Here is a 20,415-nt window from a genome sequence, read left to right as displayed (position 1 = left end):
GTGAAATGACTCAATCCAAACTGCAGTTCATCGACACCACACTTCGCGATGGAAACCAGAGTCTTTGGGGGGCAACTGGACTGCGCACGCCCATGATGCTGGAAATCGCACCAGAGCTAGATCGGGTTGGCTACCATGCGCTGGATTTCAGCACCAGTACGCACATGGCCGTTAACGTCCGGTTCCACAAGGAAAACCCGTGGGAGCGCATGCGCAAGATGAAGGCCCTGATGCCCAACACAAAGTTGAGCTTCTTGTCGACTGGTATGCGCTTCATCTCATGGGAAACAGCCCATCCTGAGCTTATGGCCTTGTCCTATCAATTGCTCGTACGCAACGGCATTGAGCGATTCATGGTGATGGATCCCATGAACAACATGCAAGCCGTTATATCCAGCGCGCGTGCAATGCATACGGCTGGTGCGGGAGAAATTGTAGGCGCCGTTGTCTACACCGTTAGCCCCATTCATGACGACAAGCTATTCGCAACTCTGGCCAAGACCTTGGCAGACGAGCCCTGCATTCAGCGGATTTACCTGAAAGATCCGGGTGGACTTTTAACCCCTGAGCGAGCCCGTACGCTGCTACCTGCGCTGAAGAAGGCAATTGGCAACAAGCCGTTGGAACTCCATTCGCACTGCACCATTGGTTTAGCAGCATTCACCTATGCAGAAGCCCATGGGCTCGGTGTCGAAGCGCTGCACACCGCAGCGCGTCCGCTGGGTAATGGCACTAGTCAGCCAGCATTGGAAAACGTGGTTTCCAATCTGCAAAGCCAAGGTGTTCCGGTTGACCTGGACATGGAAGCAGCGGCGCGGGTCAGTAGCTACTTTTCAAAGCTGGCAAAAGCCGAAGGACTTCCTGAGGGGGTCCCGCAAGAGTTTGATATGCGGTACTTCCAGCACCAGCTGCCTGGGGGAATGATTGGAACCATGAAGCGTCAGCTTCGTGAAATGCGTCAGGAGCATCGCCTGAATGATGTCTACGAAGAGGTGGCCCGTGTAAGGGCTGAGCTCGGATTTCCCATCATGGTTACACCGTTCTCGCAGGTCGTTGGAACCATGGCTGTTATGAACGTTCTTGCGCCGGAGCGCTATGCAAACGTACCCGATGAGGTGATTCGCTACGCACTGGGACTGTTTGGAACCCCTCCTGCACCGATGGATCCCAATGTATTGGACCGTATCCAGCAGTTGCCGAGGGCTCGTGAGTTATCTGCGACACAAGGCATGCCTGAACTGAGTGAACTGCGCAAACGCTTTTCTTCCACCATATCCGACGAAGAGTTTATCTTGCGCGCGACCATGCCGCAGGAGCAAGTGGATGCGATGCTTGCTACAGGACCTTGCCAGCAAGGCTACAACCCCTTGTGGAGTCCCGTTGAGAAACTGGTGAAGGAACTTTCCTCACGCCCTGACGTCACCCACGCAACCATCGAACGCACGGGATTCAAGTTGGAACTGAGCACCAGCCAGTCCTCAGACGGGAGCGGCGAATGACCACGAACAACGCTATGCATAGACTGTTGAATGCAAAGGGTTTCATTTTTGATGTCGATGGCACCTTGGCCTTGGCCGACAAGAAACTCAGTGGATACAAGGCCTTGCCGGGTGCTGTGGAACTGATCGCTTTGCTTCGTAAGCGCGGTGTTCCTGTTGCTGCCTTTACCAATGGATCAACGAAGCATCCGCGTGTACTTAACACAGAGCTTGCCAATATTGGGCTCCAATTTGAAGAGCAACTCACCCTCACGCCGGTAAGCATTGCCGTGACGCTATTTAAGCAAAAGCGCTACAAGAAGATATTGGTTCTGGGTGGTAAGGGCGTCTACTCCCCATTGGAAGAAGCCGGCTTTGATGTGGTTCGCGCCCCCGAAAGGGCGGATGACGCCGATGCCGTGTTCATTGGCTGGTACCCCGAATTTACCTTGCCGGATCTCGAAGCTGCAACACGCGCCATCTGGAACGGTGCCGCATTCTTCACAGTCTCCAAAGCCCCTTACGTTGCGAGTCGCGAAGGAAGGACGATAGGCATTTCAGGCGCTATCGCTGCAGCAGTTAGGAGCATCACGGGAAAGAATGCAGTGATCGTTGGAAAGCCATCGACCCATGCACTCAACGTAGCGAGTGTTCGTTTGAATCTGCATCCCAAGGATCTCGTCATAGTGGGGGACGACCCGGGACTTGAAAACGCGATGGCGGTGCGTGGCGGTTCTATTTCTGTGGGTGTGCAAACAGGCCTTGCAACGGCAGCAGATTTTGCCGCGCTTGGAGCAGACATCCAGCCCCACTTTTCCCTTTCTGGAATCGACAAGTTGCTGGAGATGCTCACATGATGGATACAGGTATTGACAGCTCTGAAAATGTGCTTTGGATCCCCAGCAATGCGCAGGTCCAGAGTGCCAGACTATTTGCATTTCAGCAGTGGCTTGAACAACACAAAGGCGTCGCTTTTTCCGACTATGCAGCCTTGTGGCAATGGTCCGTAGATGACATTGACACGTTCTGGCTTTGCATATGGGAATACTTCAACGTTTTGGCCAGTGGTTCCAACCAACCTGTACTCGGTTCACGCACCATGCCTGGGGCGCAGTGGTTCCCCAACACCAGCCTGAACTACGCTGAGAACGTATTTCTTCAGGCTAACGACGCCCGACCTGCAATCATCGCGAGGAGCGAAGACCTCGGCACGCATGAAGTGTCTTGGCAGACCCTGAAAAGGGATGTGGGTGCACTTGCTGCCACGTTAAGGCGGCTAGGCATATCGCGTGGGGACTGCGTTGCCTCCTATATGCCCAATCGCCCTGAAACCGTTATCGCTTTTCTGGCCTGTGCAAGCATAGGAGCCATTTGGTCCAGCTGTGCTCCGGACATGGGTGTTAGCGTGGTGCTGGATCGTTTCAAACAGATTGAACCAAAGCTGCTATTTGCCATTGATAGCTACAGCTACAACGGCAAGCTGCACGATCGGAGTGACGTGGTTGCGCAGCTTGTTTCGGGCTTGCCCTCGGTTGCCAACGTGGTGCACGTCCGTGGTCCCTTGGCCGATCAGGCCCAGCCGAACCCATGGCCCAACCTTGTCCGTTGGGATGCAGCCATTGCAATGGATGCAGAGCTCACCTTTGACAGGGTTCCCTTTGCACACCCCTTGTGGGTGGTGTACTCCTCCGGCACGACCGGGCTTCCAAAACCGATAGTCCACAGCCATGGCGGCATTGTTTTGACGCACCTGAAGACCATGGCCTTGCAGCATGACTTGCGTCCGGCTGACCGGTTGATGTTCTTGGGCGGCACAGGCTGGATCGTTTGGAATTTGCAGATAGGCGCGCTTCTGACAGGTGCCACGATTGTTCTCTATGACGGTAATCCGGCGTGGCCCGACAACAAGTCCATCTGGAAGTTCATCGACGAGCAGCGTGTAAGTCTTTTCGGATGTGGTGCTGCGTTTCTCATCAATTGCATGAAGGACGGGCTCAAACCGAGGGATTTCGCGCAGTTTGACTTCCTTCGAAGCATCAATGCCACAGGTTCGCCACTTCCTGCGGATGCCTATACGTGGGTCTATTCCGCAGTGAAATCAGATTTATGGCTCGCATCCGTTAGCGGTGGCACTGACATTGCGTCCGGGTTTGTGGCCTGTGCGCCGAGCTTGCCCGTTGTAGCCGGTGAGATTCAATGCCGCGAATTGGGCGTTGCGGCCTATGCCTTTAACGAGGCTGGGCAAAGCGTAGTGGACGAAGTGGGCGAACTTGTTATCACCAAGCCGATGCCGTCTATGCCGGTGTTCTTCTGGAACGACAAGGACAACCAACGCTACTTGGAGAGCTACTTTGAAATGTATCCAGGCTTATGGCGGCACGGTGACTGGATACGCTTCAGTGCACGCGGAAGCAGTGTCATTTATGGACGTTCCGATTCCACCATTAATCGATTCGGCATCCGCATGGGTACGGCGGAGATATACAGGGTCGTAGAGTCATTGCCGGAAGTTCGGGACAGTTTGGTTGTGGATCTGGAGTTTCTGGGCAGGCCATCCAGCATGCCTTTGTTTGTTGTGCTGCACCAGGGCGTCACGCTCGACGACGAACTGCGCAAACGTATTTCAGCCGAGATCCGCACCAAAGCTTCACCACGGCATGTACCGGACCAAATCCATCAAATTGATGAAGTACCGCGAACGCTTACCGGAAAGAAGATGGAGGTTCCGGTGCGACGACTGCTGCTGGGTGCACCTGCTCACAAAGTCGCACATTCGGATGCCATGGCAAACCCCGCGAGTTTTGACTTCTTTGTGCGCCTGGCGAAAGAGTTGAACCCCTCTTAGGTGGTGCATACCTGATGTGGCTGCTCAGTACAGCCTTTGCATTTTAAAAACGGCAGTTTTGCCAATATAAGGAGACAAATAATGAACGCCAAACCCAAGGTCTTGATGATCGTGACCCTCGATACAAAAGCTGTCGAAGCCCACTTCATAAGGGAGACGCTTGAATCACATGGAGTCGACGTCATTCATTTGGACGCCAGCATACGTGAGTCCACCGATTCTGCGGTTGAAATTTCTCCAGAGGCTATTGCGCATGCTGCAGGAAAGACTATCCAGGAAGTGCGGGACCTTGGCCATGAAGGAAAAAGCCAGGCAGTCATGATTGAAGGCTCAGTTAAATGTGCTCTGGAGACCCACGCAAAGACCCCCATTAGCGGCATCATAGGCGTTGGGGGGTCCATGGGAACTTCTCTGGCTACCGTTGTCATGCAGCAGTTTGCCTACGGAATTCCAAAAGTCATGGTGTCGACAATGGCCTCGGGTTTTACCCGTCCATTTGTCGGTTCAAAAGACATCATTATGGTCAACCCGGTTTGCGACATTGCTGGACTCAACAGCATCACACGCGACGTATTTCGCAATGCAGCTATCGCGGTAGCCGCCATAGCAAAAGAGTTCTCCCCCCAACGCATTGAACCCAAGCCGCTGATCGCCATGGGAACACTCAGTACGATTGACCGGTGCACCGTCCGGGTTCGAAAGGCGTTGGAGAAACAGGGCTTCGAGGTCATGGTCTTTCACACCCTTGGGACAGGCGGAATGGCACTGGACCAAATTGTCAAGGAGCGCGACGTCGTGGCAGTGGTAGATACATCCTTGGTGGAACACAACGATTTCCTCAATCACGGACTCTGCAGTGCTGGCCCAGACCGTTCCAAAGTCGCTCTTGAAAAAGGAATTCCAGTTGTCTTTGCGCCGGGCAATGCAGACTTCATGGTGTCTGGCCCCATCGACATGGCTAAGTCACAGTTCCCGGGCAAGCGCTACCACATGCATAACCACGCGTTGACTGCTGTTCGCACCGAAGCAGGTGAGTTGCTGGCCTTGGCGAAACACCTGGGTGGATTGATTAAAGAAGCAAAAGGACCCGTTTCCTTTCTGGTTCCACTGAAGGGATTCTCTCACCACGACAGTCCAGAAGGACATCTCCATGATCCATCGCTCTGCCCGGTATTTGCAAAGGCGATCAGGGAAGAACTTCCCACTTCAGTTAGCGTGACTGAATATGACTGCCATATCAATGACCATGAATTCGCCGATGCAATCGTCGCCCATGTTTTGGCGATGACTAAGGGCATAGCGGTCAGGACGTAGGCGCCCGGTAAGCCAGTCTTGGCGCGACTATCTCCGTCTCGCGACGTTGTCTGCACGCAGCCTATCGGTACGTGTCCGGCTGACATACCTTGGTTGCGGCAGGCTGACCGGCCGGCCTGGTGAGTCGCTCCGGTTATCGCGGACGCTAGTTGGTTTAAGTCAGGCCGCCACAGTGGTGGCCTGATTGGCGAGTTACCGGTAATTGTTTGCCTCAGCTTCTGTAGGCGGGATATACCCGATAGGCTCTAGCAGTCTGTGGTGGTTGAACCAAGCCACACCTTTCAAGGCTGCTAGCTCCACCGATTCCGGGGTCTGCCATGGCGAGAGACGGTGGATAAGTTCATCCTTGTACAAACCGTTAATCGTCTCGGTCAAGGCATGGTCATAGCTGTCGCCTTTGCTGCCCACGGACGGCTCGATATCATATTTTCCAAAGCGTTCGCTGTCCCGAATGGCCGCGGATTGCGACCTGCGGTCCGAATGGTGTACCAAGCTGTGGTCCGGTTCGTGGTGGCGTGCGTGCTCGCCTCGGTGCTCTTGCACCATGCGCACCGCGTGCTCGTGAACCTCGGGTGAAAACTTGTTTGACTTCCTCATGGGTCAATCCTTTCAGAGTGTCGAGCCTCCACAAATTCCGGTGCGATTCACTACCGAATCCATGGGCACCGCCCGGCAGCATCGAGGACTGATAGCGCCCCTCGCCAAGATGGGCTGGCCGGACGCATACGCATTGGTAACGCAATCTCCAAGCGCCGGTGACAAGGGTTACAGGGCAAGGGGTATCACTTTAGCGTCTTTAGTTCCTGGTGACTGGACGCAGGGATAGCTCCTGAATGCTGTAACTGGTGGACCCGGCCCCCTGGGATGCTGGTCGACACTTGCAGATTCCAGGGCAATGATGAAATCCATCTGCGGTAAGCCACCGCGCGTGAAATCCTCCCAGGACTTGCTTCTTAGCTCGGCTACAGGGATGCGGGCCGAATTGAACACACCCAGGATTACCGGATGCACAGGTGCGCCGACCTTTCCTGAAATTCCGCAGGACTACCGGCCATACCAGGTCTAGCGACCGCTTTTCACTAGGAGAAAATCTATAAGGAACCGTTAACGCTTGTGTAAGTGATGGTGAAACACTTGAACTCGGGTATTTCATACACCCAAAGTAATCAGACTAAACAATAAGGAGACAACCATGATGCACCCATCCGAGAGAACCTCACAATCGAAAAAAGTTATCAGGCTAGTTGCTGCCTACTCTGGCTGAGCACAGCTGATCTATAAGTTGGGGTGCGTGCAGATAGCTGTCTTGCTACCAAATGCAAATGGTGCTCTCTCAAACGCACTCCACTGTCTTTTTGCACTCATGGGTACTACGCGCGAGAACTTTGCCTGTGCGCCATTCCTAGCATGCCTGCACCACACAAGATGCACACAGCAACCTTGAGCAAATATGCCCATTCACTTTCAACTAAGCGCTCAGTGCGCGAAGTGAACTCCGTTATGCGCTATGAAACTAAAACTGTCTTCTGAAGATTAGTCGAAATAGACAGAAGTAAATGATCAAACCAAAGAAAGAGACAATATGAAAAACGACCATTCGATGCTAAGAACTACTGCAACAATAGGTGCACTGATCCTGATGGCCTCATCGTCGGTATTGGCCACAGAAGGCGGTGGGAGTATGTACCCTAATGGCGTTGAGAACTACATGGTCGGCGCTTTGCCGCCTCCGGGGACATACTACTTGCTGTATGGATCACAGTATGAAGCGAGCAAACTTCGCGACAAAAACGGAAGCGAGGTTCCGATCGACTTCAATGTAAAGGCCATAGCGCTCGCTCCGCGTATCGTGTGGGTAACCAACCAGCAGGTGCTTGGCGGCCAATTGGCGTTTCACGCCATCGCACCGTTAGTTAATTTGAAAGTGCGAGTTCTTGGAACGAGCGACACAGATTCAGGTTTGGGTGACATGACCTTCGGCGCGGGTCTGGGTTACCACCTTTCACCAAACCTTCACTATGTAGTCGCGGTTGATCTGAATGCGCCGACGGGGCATTACAACAAAAAATCAATTGCGAATATCGGTCGAAACTATTGGAATATAGAGCCATTGTTTGCGCTTAACTATGTGCAGGAGTCGGGCTTCAATGGCGACATAAAAATCATGTACGACTTCAATGGCAGAAACAAGGACACGAACTATCGCTCAGGCCAAGAGTTGCATGTCGACTTTGCAGCAGGCTGGGGGTTGAAAAACGGCTGGACCGTGGGTCTTGGTGGCTACGTATATCAGCAGACGACCAATGACAAGGTATCCGGGTACTCGGATCCGGATACGCGTGGTCGTGCGATGGCTTTAGGGCCCTCTATCAAGTACGACAGTGGAAAAGGCTGGTTCGTGACGGCGAAGTATGAAAAAGAATTTAGTGTTCGCAATCGCGCAGAAGGCAGCGGCTTGAAAGTCAAAGCAATCCTGCCCTTCTAACCACTGTGACAGACGGTTCGATCTACCCGGCTCGAACCGTTCTTTTATGAGAATGAAAACATGAGGTCGAACGCAAACCGGCAGTGTCATACACAACAGCAGGTAGTTCGTGCATGTACTTCCGTCCAGATACTCAGACAACTCCACCTCCCATTTGCTCGAAGTACAACATGACGATGATCACCAATATATCCGTAGCGTCCTTGCGCGCTACAGCTCCTCGTGTCGAGGCCAGCGTCATCGAGCGTTGGAAGGTCGCTGATGTGGTCGCCTTGTATGCAAAGCCCTTTATGGACTTACTTTTTTTGGCGCAACAGGTACACCGTGAACACTTTGATGCGAACGAGGTACAGCTGTCGACCTTGCTATCCATTAAAACCGGCGGCTGCGCTGAAGACTGCGGGTATTGCCCGCAGTCGGCTCACTTTGAAACGGATGTTCAGGCGGAGAAATTAATGCGGCTTGATGAAGTCGTGCTAGCCGCACGGGCAGCCAAGGCGCAGGGCGCGACACGCTTTTGCATGGGGGCAGCGTGGCGCAGTCCCAAGAAGCGGGACTTGGACCGAGTGACAGAAATGGTACGAGAAGTGCGAGCGCTTGGCTTGGAAACGTGTATGACCCTAGGGATGCTCGACGGAGAGCAGGCGCGCGCTTTGAAGGACGCAGGCCTAGACTATTACAACCATAATCTTGACAGTGCGCCGGAGTTCTACAGTCGGATTGTTAGCACGCGAACGTACCAAGATCGTCTCGACACTCTTGCCGAAGTTCGCTCGGCGGGTATAAATGTTTGCTGCGGTGGCATCGTTGGTATGGGTGAAAGTCGAACTCATCGCGCAGGCCTGATAGCGCAGCTGGCGAACCTCGAGCCGTATCCCGAGTCGGTGCCGATCAACAATCTAGTTCAAGTGGAAGGTACGCCGCTGGCGGAAACTGAATCTCTCGATCCATTCGAATTTGTGCGCACTGTTGCCGTGGCACGTATCACGATGCCCCGAGCTATGGTCCGCCTGTCGGCAGGGCGGGAACAGATGAATGAAGCCTTGCAAGTGCTGTGTTTCGCTGCGGGTGCCAATTCAATCTTCTATGGGGACAAACTTTTGACAACAGCCAATCCCCAGGCTACACGTGATCGTGCATTGTTCGACCGCTTGGGTCTATGCCCTATGGGAAATGCTGTGTGATGAGTGGCGTGCCGGCGACGCTCTAGAACACTGCGTCTCTATTGGGGCGCCTGCCACCTGGCGAAGCCTTTTTTAGCGACCATCCACCCCCTTTTACAGCGAATTGAATACCAAACTTTTTTCTGCCCAACGCACCGAGGCCGGGTTGTAGTTGCCATAGCTGCGGCACGCAGTGAGCTTAGTGCCTTCCAACATATTTCCGCTCGCGTCACGCTGTTTGTGGATCCACTAGACCTTGCTTGCCTTCGGGATACTTAAGAACAATAAGGACCTACTTTGACTAAAACTACCGTCTTTCCTATTCAAGTGCATTTTGGTGACTGCGACCCTGCCGGCATCGTTTTTTTCCCAAACTTTTCTCGTTGGATGGATGCGGCCTCGCTTCATTTTTTTCGCGAGTGTGGTGTTCCACCGTGGAGTCAGATACGGGATCCATCAGGTTTCGTAGGAACTCCATTGTTGGAGGTTCATTCGCGCTTCCTGAAGAGCGCCACCTACACCGACAACCTGCTGATTCATACAACAATCATGGAATGGCATGCCAAGGTATTTGTTCAACGCCACGTCATAATGCACGCCGATTCCGTAATATGTGAAGCTAGCGAGACACGTGCCTTTTGCGCGCGAAACGCAGACGGACAGTTGAAGGCTGTACCGATTCCTTCATGGATACGCTCACTTTGTGAGTGAGCACGAAACCCCGTCACAGTTTGGACAAGGAAGATCTGGCCGAAGTGGTTGAAAGAACCATATCTTCATATTCTCACCTCAGCGCCTGAGTACAAGCAATAAGCGCGAATCGCTGCATACGAACCTGCACTAACGTTAGATCCGCCAACAACCTGAGTGCATCGCCTGTCGTCGCTAGATGAAACGTATCGACAAGAATATGGCATCTAAGCTGAACTACGCTACCACGTCATCAGCGTAGAGCGACGGAGTCGCAGCATTGGTCGTCTGCCGATTGCAAGACGTTCAAACACCAAGCAATGAATATACGTGTTGTCTACAGCCAGCACGCCATAGGGCGTGGCAGGCCCTTTGTCGTGAAGGTACCGCCATATCATGGCTGAAGCGACAGTAGTACATTCCCGACGGCTGTTCCAGATTCAACCATTTCGTGAGCTTTGACAATATGGTCCAAGTTATGCACTGAATGGATTGCGTGAGTCAACTGATTGGAACGCAGCAAATGATTGAGCTCTGTGATAGCCAGGATACGGTCTTCGTGTAAAAGGTCGTACACCAGAAATGCCTTGATTGCCAGAGAATCCCAGAGCATCGTCCTGAAATCAACCACTGTAGATCCAACGGTATTGGACCCATACGTAATGACCGTGCTATGCGACATCAACACCCCTTTGCCAATGAGGTCTGCTGTTGTGGAAAAATCCATGTCGATGATCAGGTTCACGCCCGCCCCGTGTGTAATCTCCTTGACTCTCTCTGCAATGCTTTCGCGTTTGTAATCAATGAGATGACTGACACCGGCACGCAGTGCAAAGGCTCTTCTTTCCTCGGAACCAGCAGTACCAATCACCGTAGCACCTCGTAGGCGGGCAAGCTGCACTATGTAGTGTCCAACAGCATTTCCTGCGCCGGTAACAAGGATTGATTTTCCGTCCATATTGCCGGCCATCCTGATTGCATGCAATGCGGTGAGTGCTGGTATTCCCAAGCAGCCTGCAATCTGAAAGTCGGCCTCATCCGGAAGTGCCACTGCTTGTGACTCAGGTAGAGCAATGAACTCACAAGCAGTGCCCATGGAACGGTTCCACTGCCCATTCCATATCCACACGCGTTGACCTACGCGCCTATCGGAAACGCCGCTTCCTACCGCTTGTATGACGCCGCCGCCGTCACTGTGCGGAACGATGAGACTTTCTTTGAGGGGACGCCTTTGGCGTGCCTTGACGTCAGACGGGTTAATGCCTGAAGTATGAAGTTGAACCAGAACTTCACCGGGGCCAGGACAAGGCGTTGGAAGCTCTCCCACTATCAGCACATCGTGTGCCTTGCCATTTCGTTCATACCATGCTGCGCGCATTTTGGACTCCTTAGAGGAAACAGAAAGCCAATCAAAAAAGCGGCATCAGAAACTCTGGCTTCATCCTCGCCATTTCGTTGTGATCCGAGGGAGATTGCTGCCGCGTGAACCAAAGTCGAAGGACCAGTGTAGCGAATTGAACTGCGACGGATGCCTATCAAGTCGGCATCCAGTAGATCGCGCGTTGGACTTGGTTTCACACGGTGAAAAGATGCCGGATTTTTATTCAGTCGAAGACCGGCATCGTTCAGTATCGGCAACACAAACAAGGACTACACCTTCGATATCGCATGCGATTGAGAAGATCGTAGATCTGGTGAATGCAGGTCAACAAGCCGCTCACACCTAACAGGAGACAAGAGCCATGGATTTAAGCGGAAATGTAGCCGTCGTTACGGGCGCGGCCGGGGGCATCGGTGCCGCCGTGGCCCGTGCCTTCGCAAAGGCGGGTGCCAAGGTCGTTTTGGGCGACATACAAGTGGCCAAGGTGCAAGAGGTCTCCAGGCTGATCAATGAGGAGGGAGGCACTTCGGTGTTTGCCGCACACGACACCACGGACGAAGCGGCATGGGTCAAGGTTATCGACATTGCGATCGACACCTTTGGTGGCTTGGACGTCCTTGTAAATAATGCGGCCATCGAGCAAACATGTTTCATTGAGAACATTGAGATCGCAGACATTGAGAAGCTGATGAAGGTCAACGTGACCGGAGTTCTCTTGGGGCACAAGCAAGCTGTGCGTGCGATGAAGCCCGGAGGCCGTGCAGGCAAGGGGGGCAGCATCGTCAATATATCTTCAGTGGCTGGCCTCATTGGTACACCAGGTTTAGGGGTCTACTCTGCTTCAAAGGGTGCCATAAGGTTGCTTACCAAGGCCGCTGCGGTCGAGTTCGGTAGGCTTGGATACGGTATCAGGGTCAATTCAATCCACCCTGGTTTTGTCGACACCGATATGGGCGCAAAGCTGCTGGCTGATTTTGTGTCCTTGGGCATGTTCAAGGATCGTGACGATGCCTATCTCCAAATGAGGGCGGCTCATCCGCTCGGCATTACGGGGCAACCGATCGACGTGGCAAATGCGGCCATGTTTCTTGCGTCGGACATGTCGCGCTGGATGTCCGGGGCCGAATTGGTGGCCGACGGCGCCATGACCGTCAGTTAAAAACTCAAGGAATCTTATGCTTCTAAAAGGGAAGTCCGCCCTGGTCACGGGTGGAGCTTTGGGTATTGGACGCGCGATTTCCGAGACATTTGCACGCGAAGGTGCAAACGTCATGGTCTGCGACATCCTGGATGACGCCGGTGCCGAGACGGTGGCCGCAATACAAGGGGCCGGAGGGCGTGCCGCATATTGCCATCTTGATGTAACCAGGCATGACGACCACGCCAGAGCATTGAGTGAAATTGAATCGACCTTTGGGGGCTTGGATATTGCCTGTAACAACGCTGGAATCAGTGGGGAATTTCGTAACACGGCAGACCACACGCCTGAAACCTGGCAGAAGGTTGTCGACATCAACCTGACAGGTGTATTTCTTGGTGTGCGTCTTCAGATACCTGCCATGTTGAGGCGTGGTGGCGGATCCATTGTCAATATTTCATCGATCTTGGGGCAGGCGGGACATGAAGAGCTCGCGCCTTACGTAGCGGCAAAGCATGGCGTTGTAGGCCTAACACGAACCGTCGCGTTGGAGTACGGACGCAGCGGCATCCGATGCAATGCCGTTGGACCTGCTTTCATTAAAACGCGGCTCATAGACAACCTCCCCGAAGAAGCGCAGCAAGGACTTGCTTCATTGCATGCGCTTGGGCGTCTTGGCGAAGTCTCTGAAGTTGCGGAATTGGCCTGCTGGCTCGCAAGCGAGAGGGCCAGTTTCATCACAGGCAATTACTACGCGGCGGATGGTGGGTATCTGTCTCGGTAGGCCAGCCACGCTCTCATTTCTTTCAAAACCACAAGGAGACAACTATGAACATAAAAGCAATACCATCCTCGGCTGAGGACGTTTCCATGACCAACCGACGTGCCGTACTCGGTGTCGGCGGTGCAATGGGAATGGCCATGCTAAGCCCCGCATCGCTCTTCGCTCAAACGGCAGATGCCAACACTCTTAAGATCGGATTTATCAGCCCACGAACGGGCCCTCTGGCTGGCTTTGGTGAATCGGACGGCTATGTGCTGGAGCAAGCTCGCAAAGCGCTTAAAGGTGGTCTTGTCGTCGGTGGAAAGAAGTACAGCGTTGAAATCCTGGATCGCGATACGCAGTCAGATCCATCACGCGCAAGCCAATTAGCCAAAACGCTCATCAATAGCGACAAGGTCGATTTGATACTTGTGACCTCCGCACCTGAAACCGTCAATCCGGTTTCGGACGCCTGCGAGGCAGCAGGAGTGCCGTGCGTATCCACCATCGTTCCTTGGGAAGCTTGGTATTTTGGCCGTGGTGCAAAGCCTGGCGAGCCCTCACCCTTTAAGTGGACTTATCACTTTTCGTTCGGCGTCGGCGAGTTCGTAACCGCCTACGTTTCACAGTGGGCGAAGCTAAGCACCAACAAGAAGGTTGGCGCCCTGTACCCGAATGATGCTGACGGCAATGCCATACGTGCGAACTTGGCTCCGGCATTGGCAAAGGCTGGTTTTACCATCGTGGATGCGGGGCCGTACGAAACCGGTACAACCGACTATTCCGCACAAATCGCAAAATTCAAGGCTGAAAAGTGCGAGATCTTCAACACCTTTCCGATTCCACCTGACTTTGCGACGTTTTGGCGTCAAGCGGCCCAACAGGGCTATACGAAGATGGTCAAGATCGTGCAGGCAGCCAAGACGGGCTTGTTCGCCTCCAATGTAGAAGCACTTGGCTCTCTGGGTTTCAACATATCCAGTGCGGCTTACTGGCACAAGGATTTTCCCTATAAGTCGATCTTGACCGGCTTAACCGGTGCCCAATTGGTTTCAGGATACGAAGTCGCTGCAAACAAGCAATGGAATCAGCAGATGGGCGCTTCCATGTCGTTGTTGGATGTTGGCTTCGAGGCGCTCAAGGCAAGCGCCAACCCGAAAGACAAGGCGAGCGTCGCGGCGGCTCTGAGCAAGCTCAAGATAACCACCATGGTTGGAAATATCGACTTCACCAAGGGCCCGGTTCCCAACGTTGCTACCGCGCCGCTGATCGGTACCCAATGGGTGAAAGCACCGGCGGGAGCCAAATACAAATACGACTATGTCATTACGGAAAACGCAGCCGATCCCAAGGTGCCTGTAACTTCAAAACTGATCTCGTACTCTTGATCGTCATTTGACCCTCCCTTCAATACCTACTTAAACGCTATGTCTGTTGCTGATTCATCTAAAGCTCCACCTCTGATTGATGCGCGCGGCATTCATAAAAGTTACGGGTCCCTGGCTGTATTAAACAATGTCGATTTCGATGTGCAGCCGAGAGATGCAGTAGGTATTGTTGGGCCAAACGGGGCAGGAAAAACAACGCTTCTTACTGTCTTGTCTGGTACAAATTTGGCAAGCAAAGGGGCTGTCTACTTCCAAGGAAATGACGTGAGTGCCCTGAGTGCTACGCAAAGATGCAGGATTGGTATCGCCAGGACGCACCAGGTTCCGCGCCCCTTTTTGGGAATGACCGTTTTTGAAAACGTATTTGCTGCTGCCACGCACGGCGGAGGCTTTCAACAACACGAGGCGTATGACCGGAGCTTGGATGCCTTGAATATTTGTGGCATGAACAGTGTGGCAAATCGCAAAGCCGAATCACTTGGACTATTGGACCGCAAGCGCTTGGAGCTCACACGAGCTCTGGCCACCGATCCCCGGCTACTGCTCCTCGACGAAATTGGTGGTGGACTAACTGATGGCGAGGCATCCGAGTTGGTGGAGACGATAAAAAAACTGCATGCCAGGGATATCGGCATTGTCTGGATTGAACATATTGTTCATGTCCTACTGCAGGTGGTAAACCGGCTCGTGTGCATGGATGCAGGACGCGTATTGGCTAAGGGAAATCCGCAAGAAGTGTTGTCAGACCCCGCCGTTGTAGAAGCTTATTTGGGTACCGCGCTATGAGTTTATTGAAGATATCGAATCTCGACGCAAGCCATGGTCTGCTTAAGGCGGTAAGCAACTTTTCGCTCACCATCGAAGATGGTGAAAAGATCGCATTGGTCGGAGCCAACGGAGCGGGGAAAACCACATTGCTGCGTACGCTGGCTGGTGTGCATCCCGTTGCCGGAGGAAAGATTGAGTTTGAAGGGCTAGATATTTCCAGCCTGGAAGCGCATAAGCGGTCATCCTCTGGACTGGCACTGGTGCCGGAAGGTCGCCGTCTCTTCACATCGATGACGGTTGCCGAGAACCTTCTGATTGCTAAATCTGCGAGTCGAAACGGCGCGTGGAATTTTGATACGGTATTGGATGCACTACCGCAACTCAAAGAGAAACTGAATGCGCCGGCCGGAACCTTGTCTGGCGGTCAGCAGCAGGCAGTGGCTATTGGTCGCGCACTGATGACAAATCCCAAGATTTTGCTATTAGATGAAGTGTCGCTTGGGCTTTCCCCCCTTGCAGTGCAATTTGTCTATGACTCATTAGCCAAATTATTCCAATCGAAAACAGCGCTGGTACTGGTTGAGCAGGACCTGAAGCGGGCCATGTTGGTTGCCGATCGAATCGTCTGCATGTTAGAGGGAAAAATAGTCGCGATAGGAAATGCCGGTGAGATGTCCCGTGAAGAGATATTGGGTCACTACTTCGGGCATAGCGGCTAACAGGTACGAATTCTTACTATGTCAATAATCAATCAAGTTATCCAAGGTCTCTTGCTAGGTGGCTATTACGCATTACTGGCATGCGGGTTGTCCTTCATGTTCGGGGTCATGCGTCTCATCAATCTAGCGCATGGAAGCCTGGCAGTGGTTGCCGCCTACGCACTTTTCGTATTAGCCGACCGGTACGAAATCAATCCGTTCCTTGGTCTCATTGCTGTTATTCCAGCCATGGCTATTCTGGGATGGGTGTTGCATCGTCTTGTGCTGGAGCGCAGCGCCAGATCCGGTGCGCTGATCCCCCTGTTAAGCACATTTGGTTTAACCGGTGTATTGGACAATGTGATGTTTCAGTCTTTTGGGGCAGATACGCGCTCACTGGCACCCTACATTGACTCTCTAAGCTATGACAGTTTTACGCTGTGGGGCGATATCTCTATCGGATACCTAGCGGCTCTTAATCTGGGGGCATCCATTCTGTTGCTGGGTGCCTTGAGTCTTATGCTCAAGAAGACTGCTCTGGGAAGGAGAATCCGGGCGGCTTCCGAAGACCCTGATACGGCCCAGCTGGTTGGCGTGAATTCACGCGCTACCTATGCGATTGCTACAGCCATTTCCATGGCGCTTGTAGCTGTAGCCGGGGCATTTCTGGCAATGCGGGCTACGTTTGACCCTTACACAGGCCCCATGCAGTTGATATTTGCATTTGAGGCAATCATCATCGGTGGCACTGGATCGATGTGGGGCACTTTGCTTGGCGGATTAGTGCTGGGAATCGCCCAAAGTCTCGGGGCACTCATCCACCCACAAGGCTTCTTGATAGCTGGACATGTCACCTTTCTACTGGTCCTGTTGCTCAGAATATATGTTCAGACTTCATTCCAAAATCTACTAACGTCACTTCGCAAGAAGGTCGTCGAATAAATTCTATGCAAGCCAATCACAGTCCCAAGATAGTACGCTGGAACTCCGTATCTATCGCTGCAATTTCTTCTGTTCTGGTGGCACAGGCGCTACTGGTACTGGCGCCACACTTCTTGAGTGCAAGCCTGGTTGAAAGTCTTACGACGCTCTTCATATACGGCATCCTCGCACTGATGTGGAACGCATTGGCTGGCTATGCGGGTCTGTTGTCAGTCGGTCATCAGGCATTTTTTGGCCTGGGCGCATATGCGACAGTGCGATTGGCCGATCTGGGTATGAGCGCATATCCCGCCATGTTTGCAGGGGCACTAATTGTTGCGGTGATATCGGTTCCTTTATCGTTCTTCATGTTGCGACTCAAAGAGGGAGAGTTCGCGATTGGCATGTGGGTGATGGCGTCTCTCACGCACCTGTTGGTCAATTTGGATACCCTTGTGCAAGGCGAGACGGGCACTTCGTTGATTGCATTGCAACAATTTGACGCAGACACGCGCCGTGCCTACACCTACTGGGCTGCTTTGGCCATGATGGCATCTCTGGGGTGGTTAGTTTTCTGGATGTTGCGAGGTAAAGTGGGCATTGCTGCGCAAGCCATTCGTGACAACGAAGACGCAGCGACTTCGATAGGTGTTGATGTGAAATTCACGAAGCGGCTGATCTTCATCTTGTCGGCATTTGGCGTCGCTGCCGCTGGGGCACTCTGGTTGGCGACAGCCATCACTTTTCAGCCCAAGACCTACTTCAGCGTTCAGTGGTCTGCCTATATGATTTTCATGGTACTTGTAGGAGGAATCGGAACCTATGAGGGTCCTATTCTCGGTGCGATCCTATTCTTTGCGGTGGAGTCAATCTTTGGCGGACAGGGCGTTACCTACTTGATTGGTCTGGGTCTTGTGGCTGTATTGTTTGCACTTCTTCTGCCGCGTGGGATCTGGGGTGCCGTGGAAAAAAGGTTCTCTATCCGTCTGCTGCCAGTTGGCTATCGCGTAGTTTTCTCTTCACCCGTCAAGCCAAGAACCTGACGGTTTCGTAATATTTTCCGAGATCCCTTGTATGGACCATCAAAACCTTATTGCAATTGACATTCATACCCATGCCGAAGTGAGTTGCAGGAATCCATTTGACAACTACGGTGAAGAATACGATCGGGCTGCCGACAAATACTTTGGAAATAGTCAAAGGCCGACGATTTTGGAAACAGTGGCCTACTACCGTGAACGAAAAATCGGCTTGATTATGTTCACGGTAGATGCTGAGACCCAGTTGGGGCGCAGGCGCATTCCCAATGAGGAGATTGCCGAGGCCGCCAAAGCCAACTCAGACATGATGATGGCGTTTGCCAGTATCGATCCGCACAAGGGAAAGATGGGCGCACGCGAAGCACGTCGCCTCATTGAAGAATTCGGCGTAAAGGGTTTCAAGTTCCATCCTACCGTTCAAGGCTATCACCCATACGACAAGATGGCCTGGCCAATCTATGAGGTAATAGCGGAGTACAAGATGCCTGCTATTTTCCACACGGGGCACAGCGGGATAGGAAGCGGAATGCGCTGTGGCGGTGGCCTGCGACTGGCCTACAGCAATCCCATGCACCTCGATGATGTTGCCATCGACTTTCCTGACATGCAGATTGTGATGGCGCACCCCAGCTTCCCTTGGCAGGATGAGGCACTGAGTGTCGCAATGCACAAACCCAATGTCTGGATTGACCTCAGCGGCTGGAGCCCCAAGTACTTTCCCAAGCAGCTGGTTCAGTACGCGAACACACTGCTCAAAGATCGCATTCTCTTTGGAAGCGACTATCCATTAATCACCCCGGACAGATGGATGAAGGATTTTGAGGTCGCTGGATTCAAGCCCGAAGTCATGCCGGGAATCCTGAAGAACAATGCGATCAGGCTTCTTGGGTTGGACAATCAGTAGCCCCATTTCGCCCCAGGCGACAGACGTCAATTTCGCACCGCTTGAGCGTAGTTCTATTACGCTCTTTAAGGGCCCTGCATTGCAGGGCTTTTTTGGGCTGTGGGCTACAGTGTGCCCTCTACGGTCGGTTGGTGTGCTCAGGCAATCCCGCTATCGACTGTTTGGAACTCGTCTTTAAAACCTTCATAAACTGTGCAAATGGCACACGTAACGTATCGAAAAGAGGATTTTCTTTGTTCGTGAGAATGACTTCTCCGAGTAACTTAAGGCCCACGCCAAATGCGGCTGCTTCGTCTTCCCCAAAGTCGCTCCTATTACGAAGCCGCTCTACGATGGCGATGATGTCATCATGATTGCCAACCTCGAACTGAAGAGGTGCGTGCCCGGAAAGTTCGCCGTGTGCATCAGTCAAGTGCTCGACGGTTAAACGGTATTGGTGCTGTTTCATATTTCTTAATCTATGGATAAATACCCAACTTCCGCCGGATCGCCAAGTTGGGATTTCAAATTCAGGAACCTAGAAAAGGTTTATATCGCGCTGGGGATGCGCGTTGCGCCAAATTCATAGGACGCCATCGCCACGTTCATGGCTTGATCGACAAAAAGCCGATTCCCTACGTCGTTGCCAGCGGCACCAGCCACCACCATAAGTGGCAGAAGATGGTCTTCTTTAGGGTGTGCCGAGCGCGCACCTTGAGCTTGCTCCCAATTGATCAGCATATTGTTGCGCTTCGTAGTATCTGGCTGGCTAATGGCCCCGTTCAGATACGCCTCAAACCCCTCGGCGATCGGTGTCGATTCGCTGCGACCGAAGCCGCGCATGTTGTGGTAGGTCAATCCACTGCCGATGATCAATACTCCTTCGTCACGTAGTCTGCTGATGGCCTCCCCCACGCAAATATGATCAACGGCGGAGTAATCGCTTCTGAGCGATAAAAGAACGATCGGCATGTCGGCATCTGGATACATCAGACTTAGTGGCACAAAAGTGCCGTGGTCAAAACCACGGTTCGCATCACCGGTGGTCTCGAAGCCGGCTTCGGCAAGCAGCGCTTGTACTCGGCTTGCCAGTGCAGGCGATCCAGGCGCAGCGTATTGAATGCGGTAGGTGTGTTCTGGAAATCCGGAATAGTCGTATTCCATCGGCGGACGCGCAGACGTCGATACCGAGAAGCGTGGGGCCTCCCAGTGACCTGTGATGACTAACACCGCCTTGGGCTTAGCTGGTAGGCGCAATGGCAGCGCCGCAAACTCTCGGGCGGTCTTGGCAAACATCTGCTTCATTCCGTCCACCCAGGGCCAGGGGCCGCCACCGTGGGACAGGAAAAAGACGGGCATGCGGATGGAGCTGGTGGTTTCGGTCATGTGTCGCTCAAAAAGTCAGGTTGTCAGAGCAACTTTAAGGCCATCCGACTCCGGGAAACACAGTACGAGTGTCT

General features: G+C 53.0%; 18 protein-coding genes and 1 pseudogene. 15 read left to right on the top strand and 4 right to left on the bottom strand.

What is annotated here, in order from left to right; all coding sequences use genetic code 11:
• Positions 1-5 precede the first annotated feature (5 nt).
• The 4 genes from AC4BBN_RS04655 to AC4BBN_RS04640 all read left to right on the top strand — a co-directional run bounded on the left by AC4BBN_RS04655 (position 6) and on the right by AC4BBN_RS04640 (position 5,637).
• Positions 6-1,499, top strand: coding sequence for a hydroxymethylglutaryl-CoA lyase-like TIM-barrel protein (locus AC4BBN_RS04655; RefSeq protein WP_490590781.1), 1,494 nt, complete (start codon positions 6-8; stop codon positions 1,497-1,499).
• Entirely contained in the window at positions 1,496-2,335 is an 840-nt protein-coding gene (locus AC4BBN_RS04650) for an HAD-IIA family hydrolase (RefSeq protein ID WP_490590780.1), read from the top strand. Before AC4BBN_RS04655 ends, AC4BBN_RS04650 begins: the two co-directional genes overlap by 4 nt.
• Positions 2,332-4,323, top strand: a complete 1,992-nt coding sequence (locus tag AC4BBN_RS04645) for an acetoacetate--CoA ligase (protein WP_490590779.1) — start codon at positions 2,332-2,334, stop codon at positions 4,321-4,323. The genes AC4BBN_RS04650 and AC4BBN_RS04645 overlap by 4 nt, the downstream gene beginning before the upstream one ends.
• An 81-nt stretch (positions 4,324-4,404) precedes the next feature.
• A complete protein-coding gene (locus tag AC4BBN_RS04640; protein WP_490590778.1) occupies positions 4,405-5,637 on the top strand; it encodes a Tm-1-like ATP-binding domain-containing protein in 1,233 nt (410 codons plus the stop codon).
• A gap of 192 nt (positions 5,638-5,829) precedes the next feature.
• On the opposite strand, the pseudogene AC4BBN_RS04635 reads toward AC4BBN_RS04640, so the two are convergent.
• Positions 5,830-6,138 (bottom strand): annotated as a pseudogene (locus AC4BBN_RS04635) (transposase domain-containing protein); the annotation flags it as partial.
• 1,081 nt (positions 6,139-7,219) lie between these two features.
• Here AC4BBN_RS04635 and AC4BBN_RS04630 point away from each other — a divergent pair.
• The 3 genes from AC4BBN_RS04630 to AC4BBN_RS04620 all read left to right on the top strand — a co-directional run bounded on the left by AC4BBN_RS04630 (position 7,220) and on the right by AC4BBN_RS04620 (position 9,996).
• A complete protein-coding gene (locus AC4BBN_RS04630; protein WP_490590777.1) occupies positions 7,220-8,122 on the top strand; it encodes a SphA family protein in 903 nt (300 codons plus the stop codon).
• 170 nt (positions 8,123-8,292) lie between these two features.
• Positions 8,293-9,306, top strand: coding sequence for a biotin synthase BioB (bioB, locus tag AC4BBN_RS04625; protein ID WP_490590776.1), 1,014 nt, complete (start codon positions 8,293-8,295; stop codon positions 9,304-9,306).
• Between the two features lie 276 nt (positions 9,307-9,582).
• A complete protein-coding gene (locus tag AC4BBN_RS04620) occupies positions 9,583-9,996 on the top strand; it encodes an acyl-CoA thioesterase (protein ID WP_490590775.1) in 414 nt (137 codons plus the stop codon).
• Between the two features lie 373 nt (positions 9,997-10,369).
• Here the strand turns inward: AC4BBN_RS04620 and AC4BBN_RS04615 are convergent, their stop codons facing one another.
• Positions 10,370-11,353, bottom strand: a complete 984-nt coding sequence (locus AC4BBN_RS04615; RefSeq protein ID WP_490590774.1) for an NADPH:quinone reductase — start codon at positions 11,351-11,353, stop codon at positions 10,370-10,372.
• Between the two features lie 364 nt (positions 11,354-11,717).
• On the opposite strand from AC4BBN_RS04615, the gene AC4BBN_RS04610 reads away from it, so the two are divergent.
• The 8 genes from AC4BBN_RS04610 (at position 11,718) to AC4BBN_RS04575 (ending at position 18,976) form a co-directional block, all read left to right on the top strand.
• Entirely contained in the window at positions 11,718-12,515 is a 798-nt protein-coding gene (locus AC4BBN_RS04610) for an SDR family NAD(P)-dependent oxidoreductase (protein WP_490590773.1), read from the top strand.
• Between the two features lie 16 nt (positions 12,516-12,531).
• Entirely contained in the window at positions 12,532-13,278 is a 747-nt protein-coding gene (locus tag AC4BBN_RS04605) for an SDR family NAD(P)-dependent oxidoreductase (protein ID WP_490590772.1), read from the top strand.
• A gap of 86 nt (positions 13,279-13,364) precedes the next feature.
• Complete coding sequence (locus AC4BBN_RS04600; RefSeq protein ID WP_490590771.1) at positions 13,365-14,645, top strand: ABC transporter substrate-binding protein; 1,281 nt, start codon at positions 13,365-13,367, stop codon at positions 14,643-14,645.
• 39 nt (positions 14,646-14,684) lie between these two features.
• Positions 14,685-15,431, top strand: a complete 747-nt coding sequence (locus tag AC4BBN_RS04595) for an ABC transporter ATP-binding protein (protein ID WP_490590770.1) — start codon at positions 14,685-14,687, stop codon at positions 15,429-15,431.
• The gene (locus AC4BBN_RS04590; protein ID WP_490590769.1) at positions 15,428-16,132 is read left to right on the top strand and encodes an ABC transporter ATP-binding protein; all 705 of its coding nucleotides are present in this window, start codon (positions 15,428-15,430) and stop codon (positions 16,130-16,132) included. Before AC4BBN_RS04595 ends, AC4BBN_RS04590 begins: the two co-directional genes overlap by 4 nt.
• Before the next feature lie 18 nt (positions 16,133-16,150).
• On the top strand, positions 16,151-17,053 hold the full coding sequence (locus tag AC4BBN_RS04585; RefSeq protein WP_490590768.1) for a branched-chain amino acid ABC transporter permease: 903 nt from the start codon (positions 16,151-16,153) through the stop codon (positions 17,051-17,053).
• Positions 17,054-17,058: 5 nt separating this feature from the next.
• Positions 17,059-18,075 (top strand): branched-chain amino acid ABC transporter permease, encoded by a 1,017-nt coding sequence (locus AC4BBN_RS04580; RefSeq protein WP_490590767.1) that lies wholly within the window; start codon positions 17,059-17,061, stop codon positions 18,073-18,075.
• A gap of 31 nt (positions 18,076-18,106) precedes the next feature.
• Positions 18,107-18,976 carry an amidohydrolase family protein gene (locus AC4BBN_RS04575; protein ID WP_490590766.1) on the top strand — a complete coding sequence of 290 codons (870 nt, stop codon included), beginning with the start codon at positions 18,107-18,109 and terminating at the stop codon, positions 18,974-18,976.
• Between the two features lie 118 nt (positions 18,977-19,094).
• Here the strand turns inward: AC4BBN_RS04575 and AC4BBN_RS04570 are convergent, their stop codons facing one another.
• Both AC4BBN_RS04570 and AC4BBN_RS04565 read right to left on the bottom strand, forming a co-directional pair.
• Positions 19,095-19,424, bottom strand: coding sequence for a DUF3861 domain-containing protein (locus tag AC4BBN_RS04570; RefSeq protein WP_490590765.1), 330 nt, complete (start codon positions 19,422-19,424; stop codon positions 19,095-19,097).
• 80 nt (positions 19,425-19,504) lie between these two features.
• On the bottom strand, positions 19,505-20,341 hold the full coding sequence (locus tag AC4BBN_RS04565; protein WP_490590764.1) for a DODA-type extradiol aromatic ring-opening family dioxygenase: 837 nt from the start codon (positions 20,339-20,341) through the stop codon (positions 19,505-19,507).
• Between the last annotated feature and the right edge of the window lie 74 nt (positions 20,342-20,415).

It is taken from the genome of Rhodoferax sp. SPJ21 (assembly GCF_058216335.1).
Note: the sequence above shows the minus strand (reverse complement) of the source record. Positions and strands in the feature narration are given on the sequence as shown.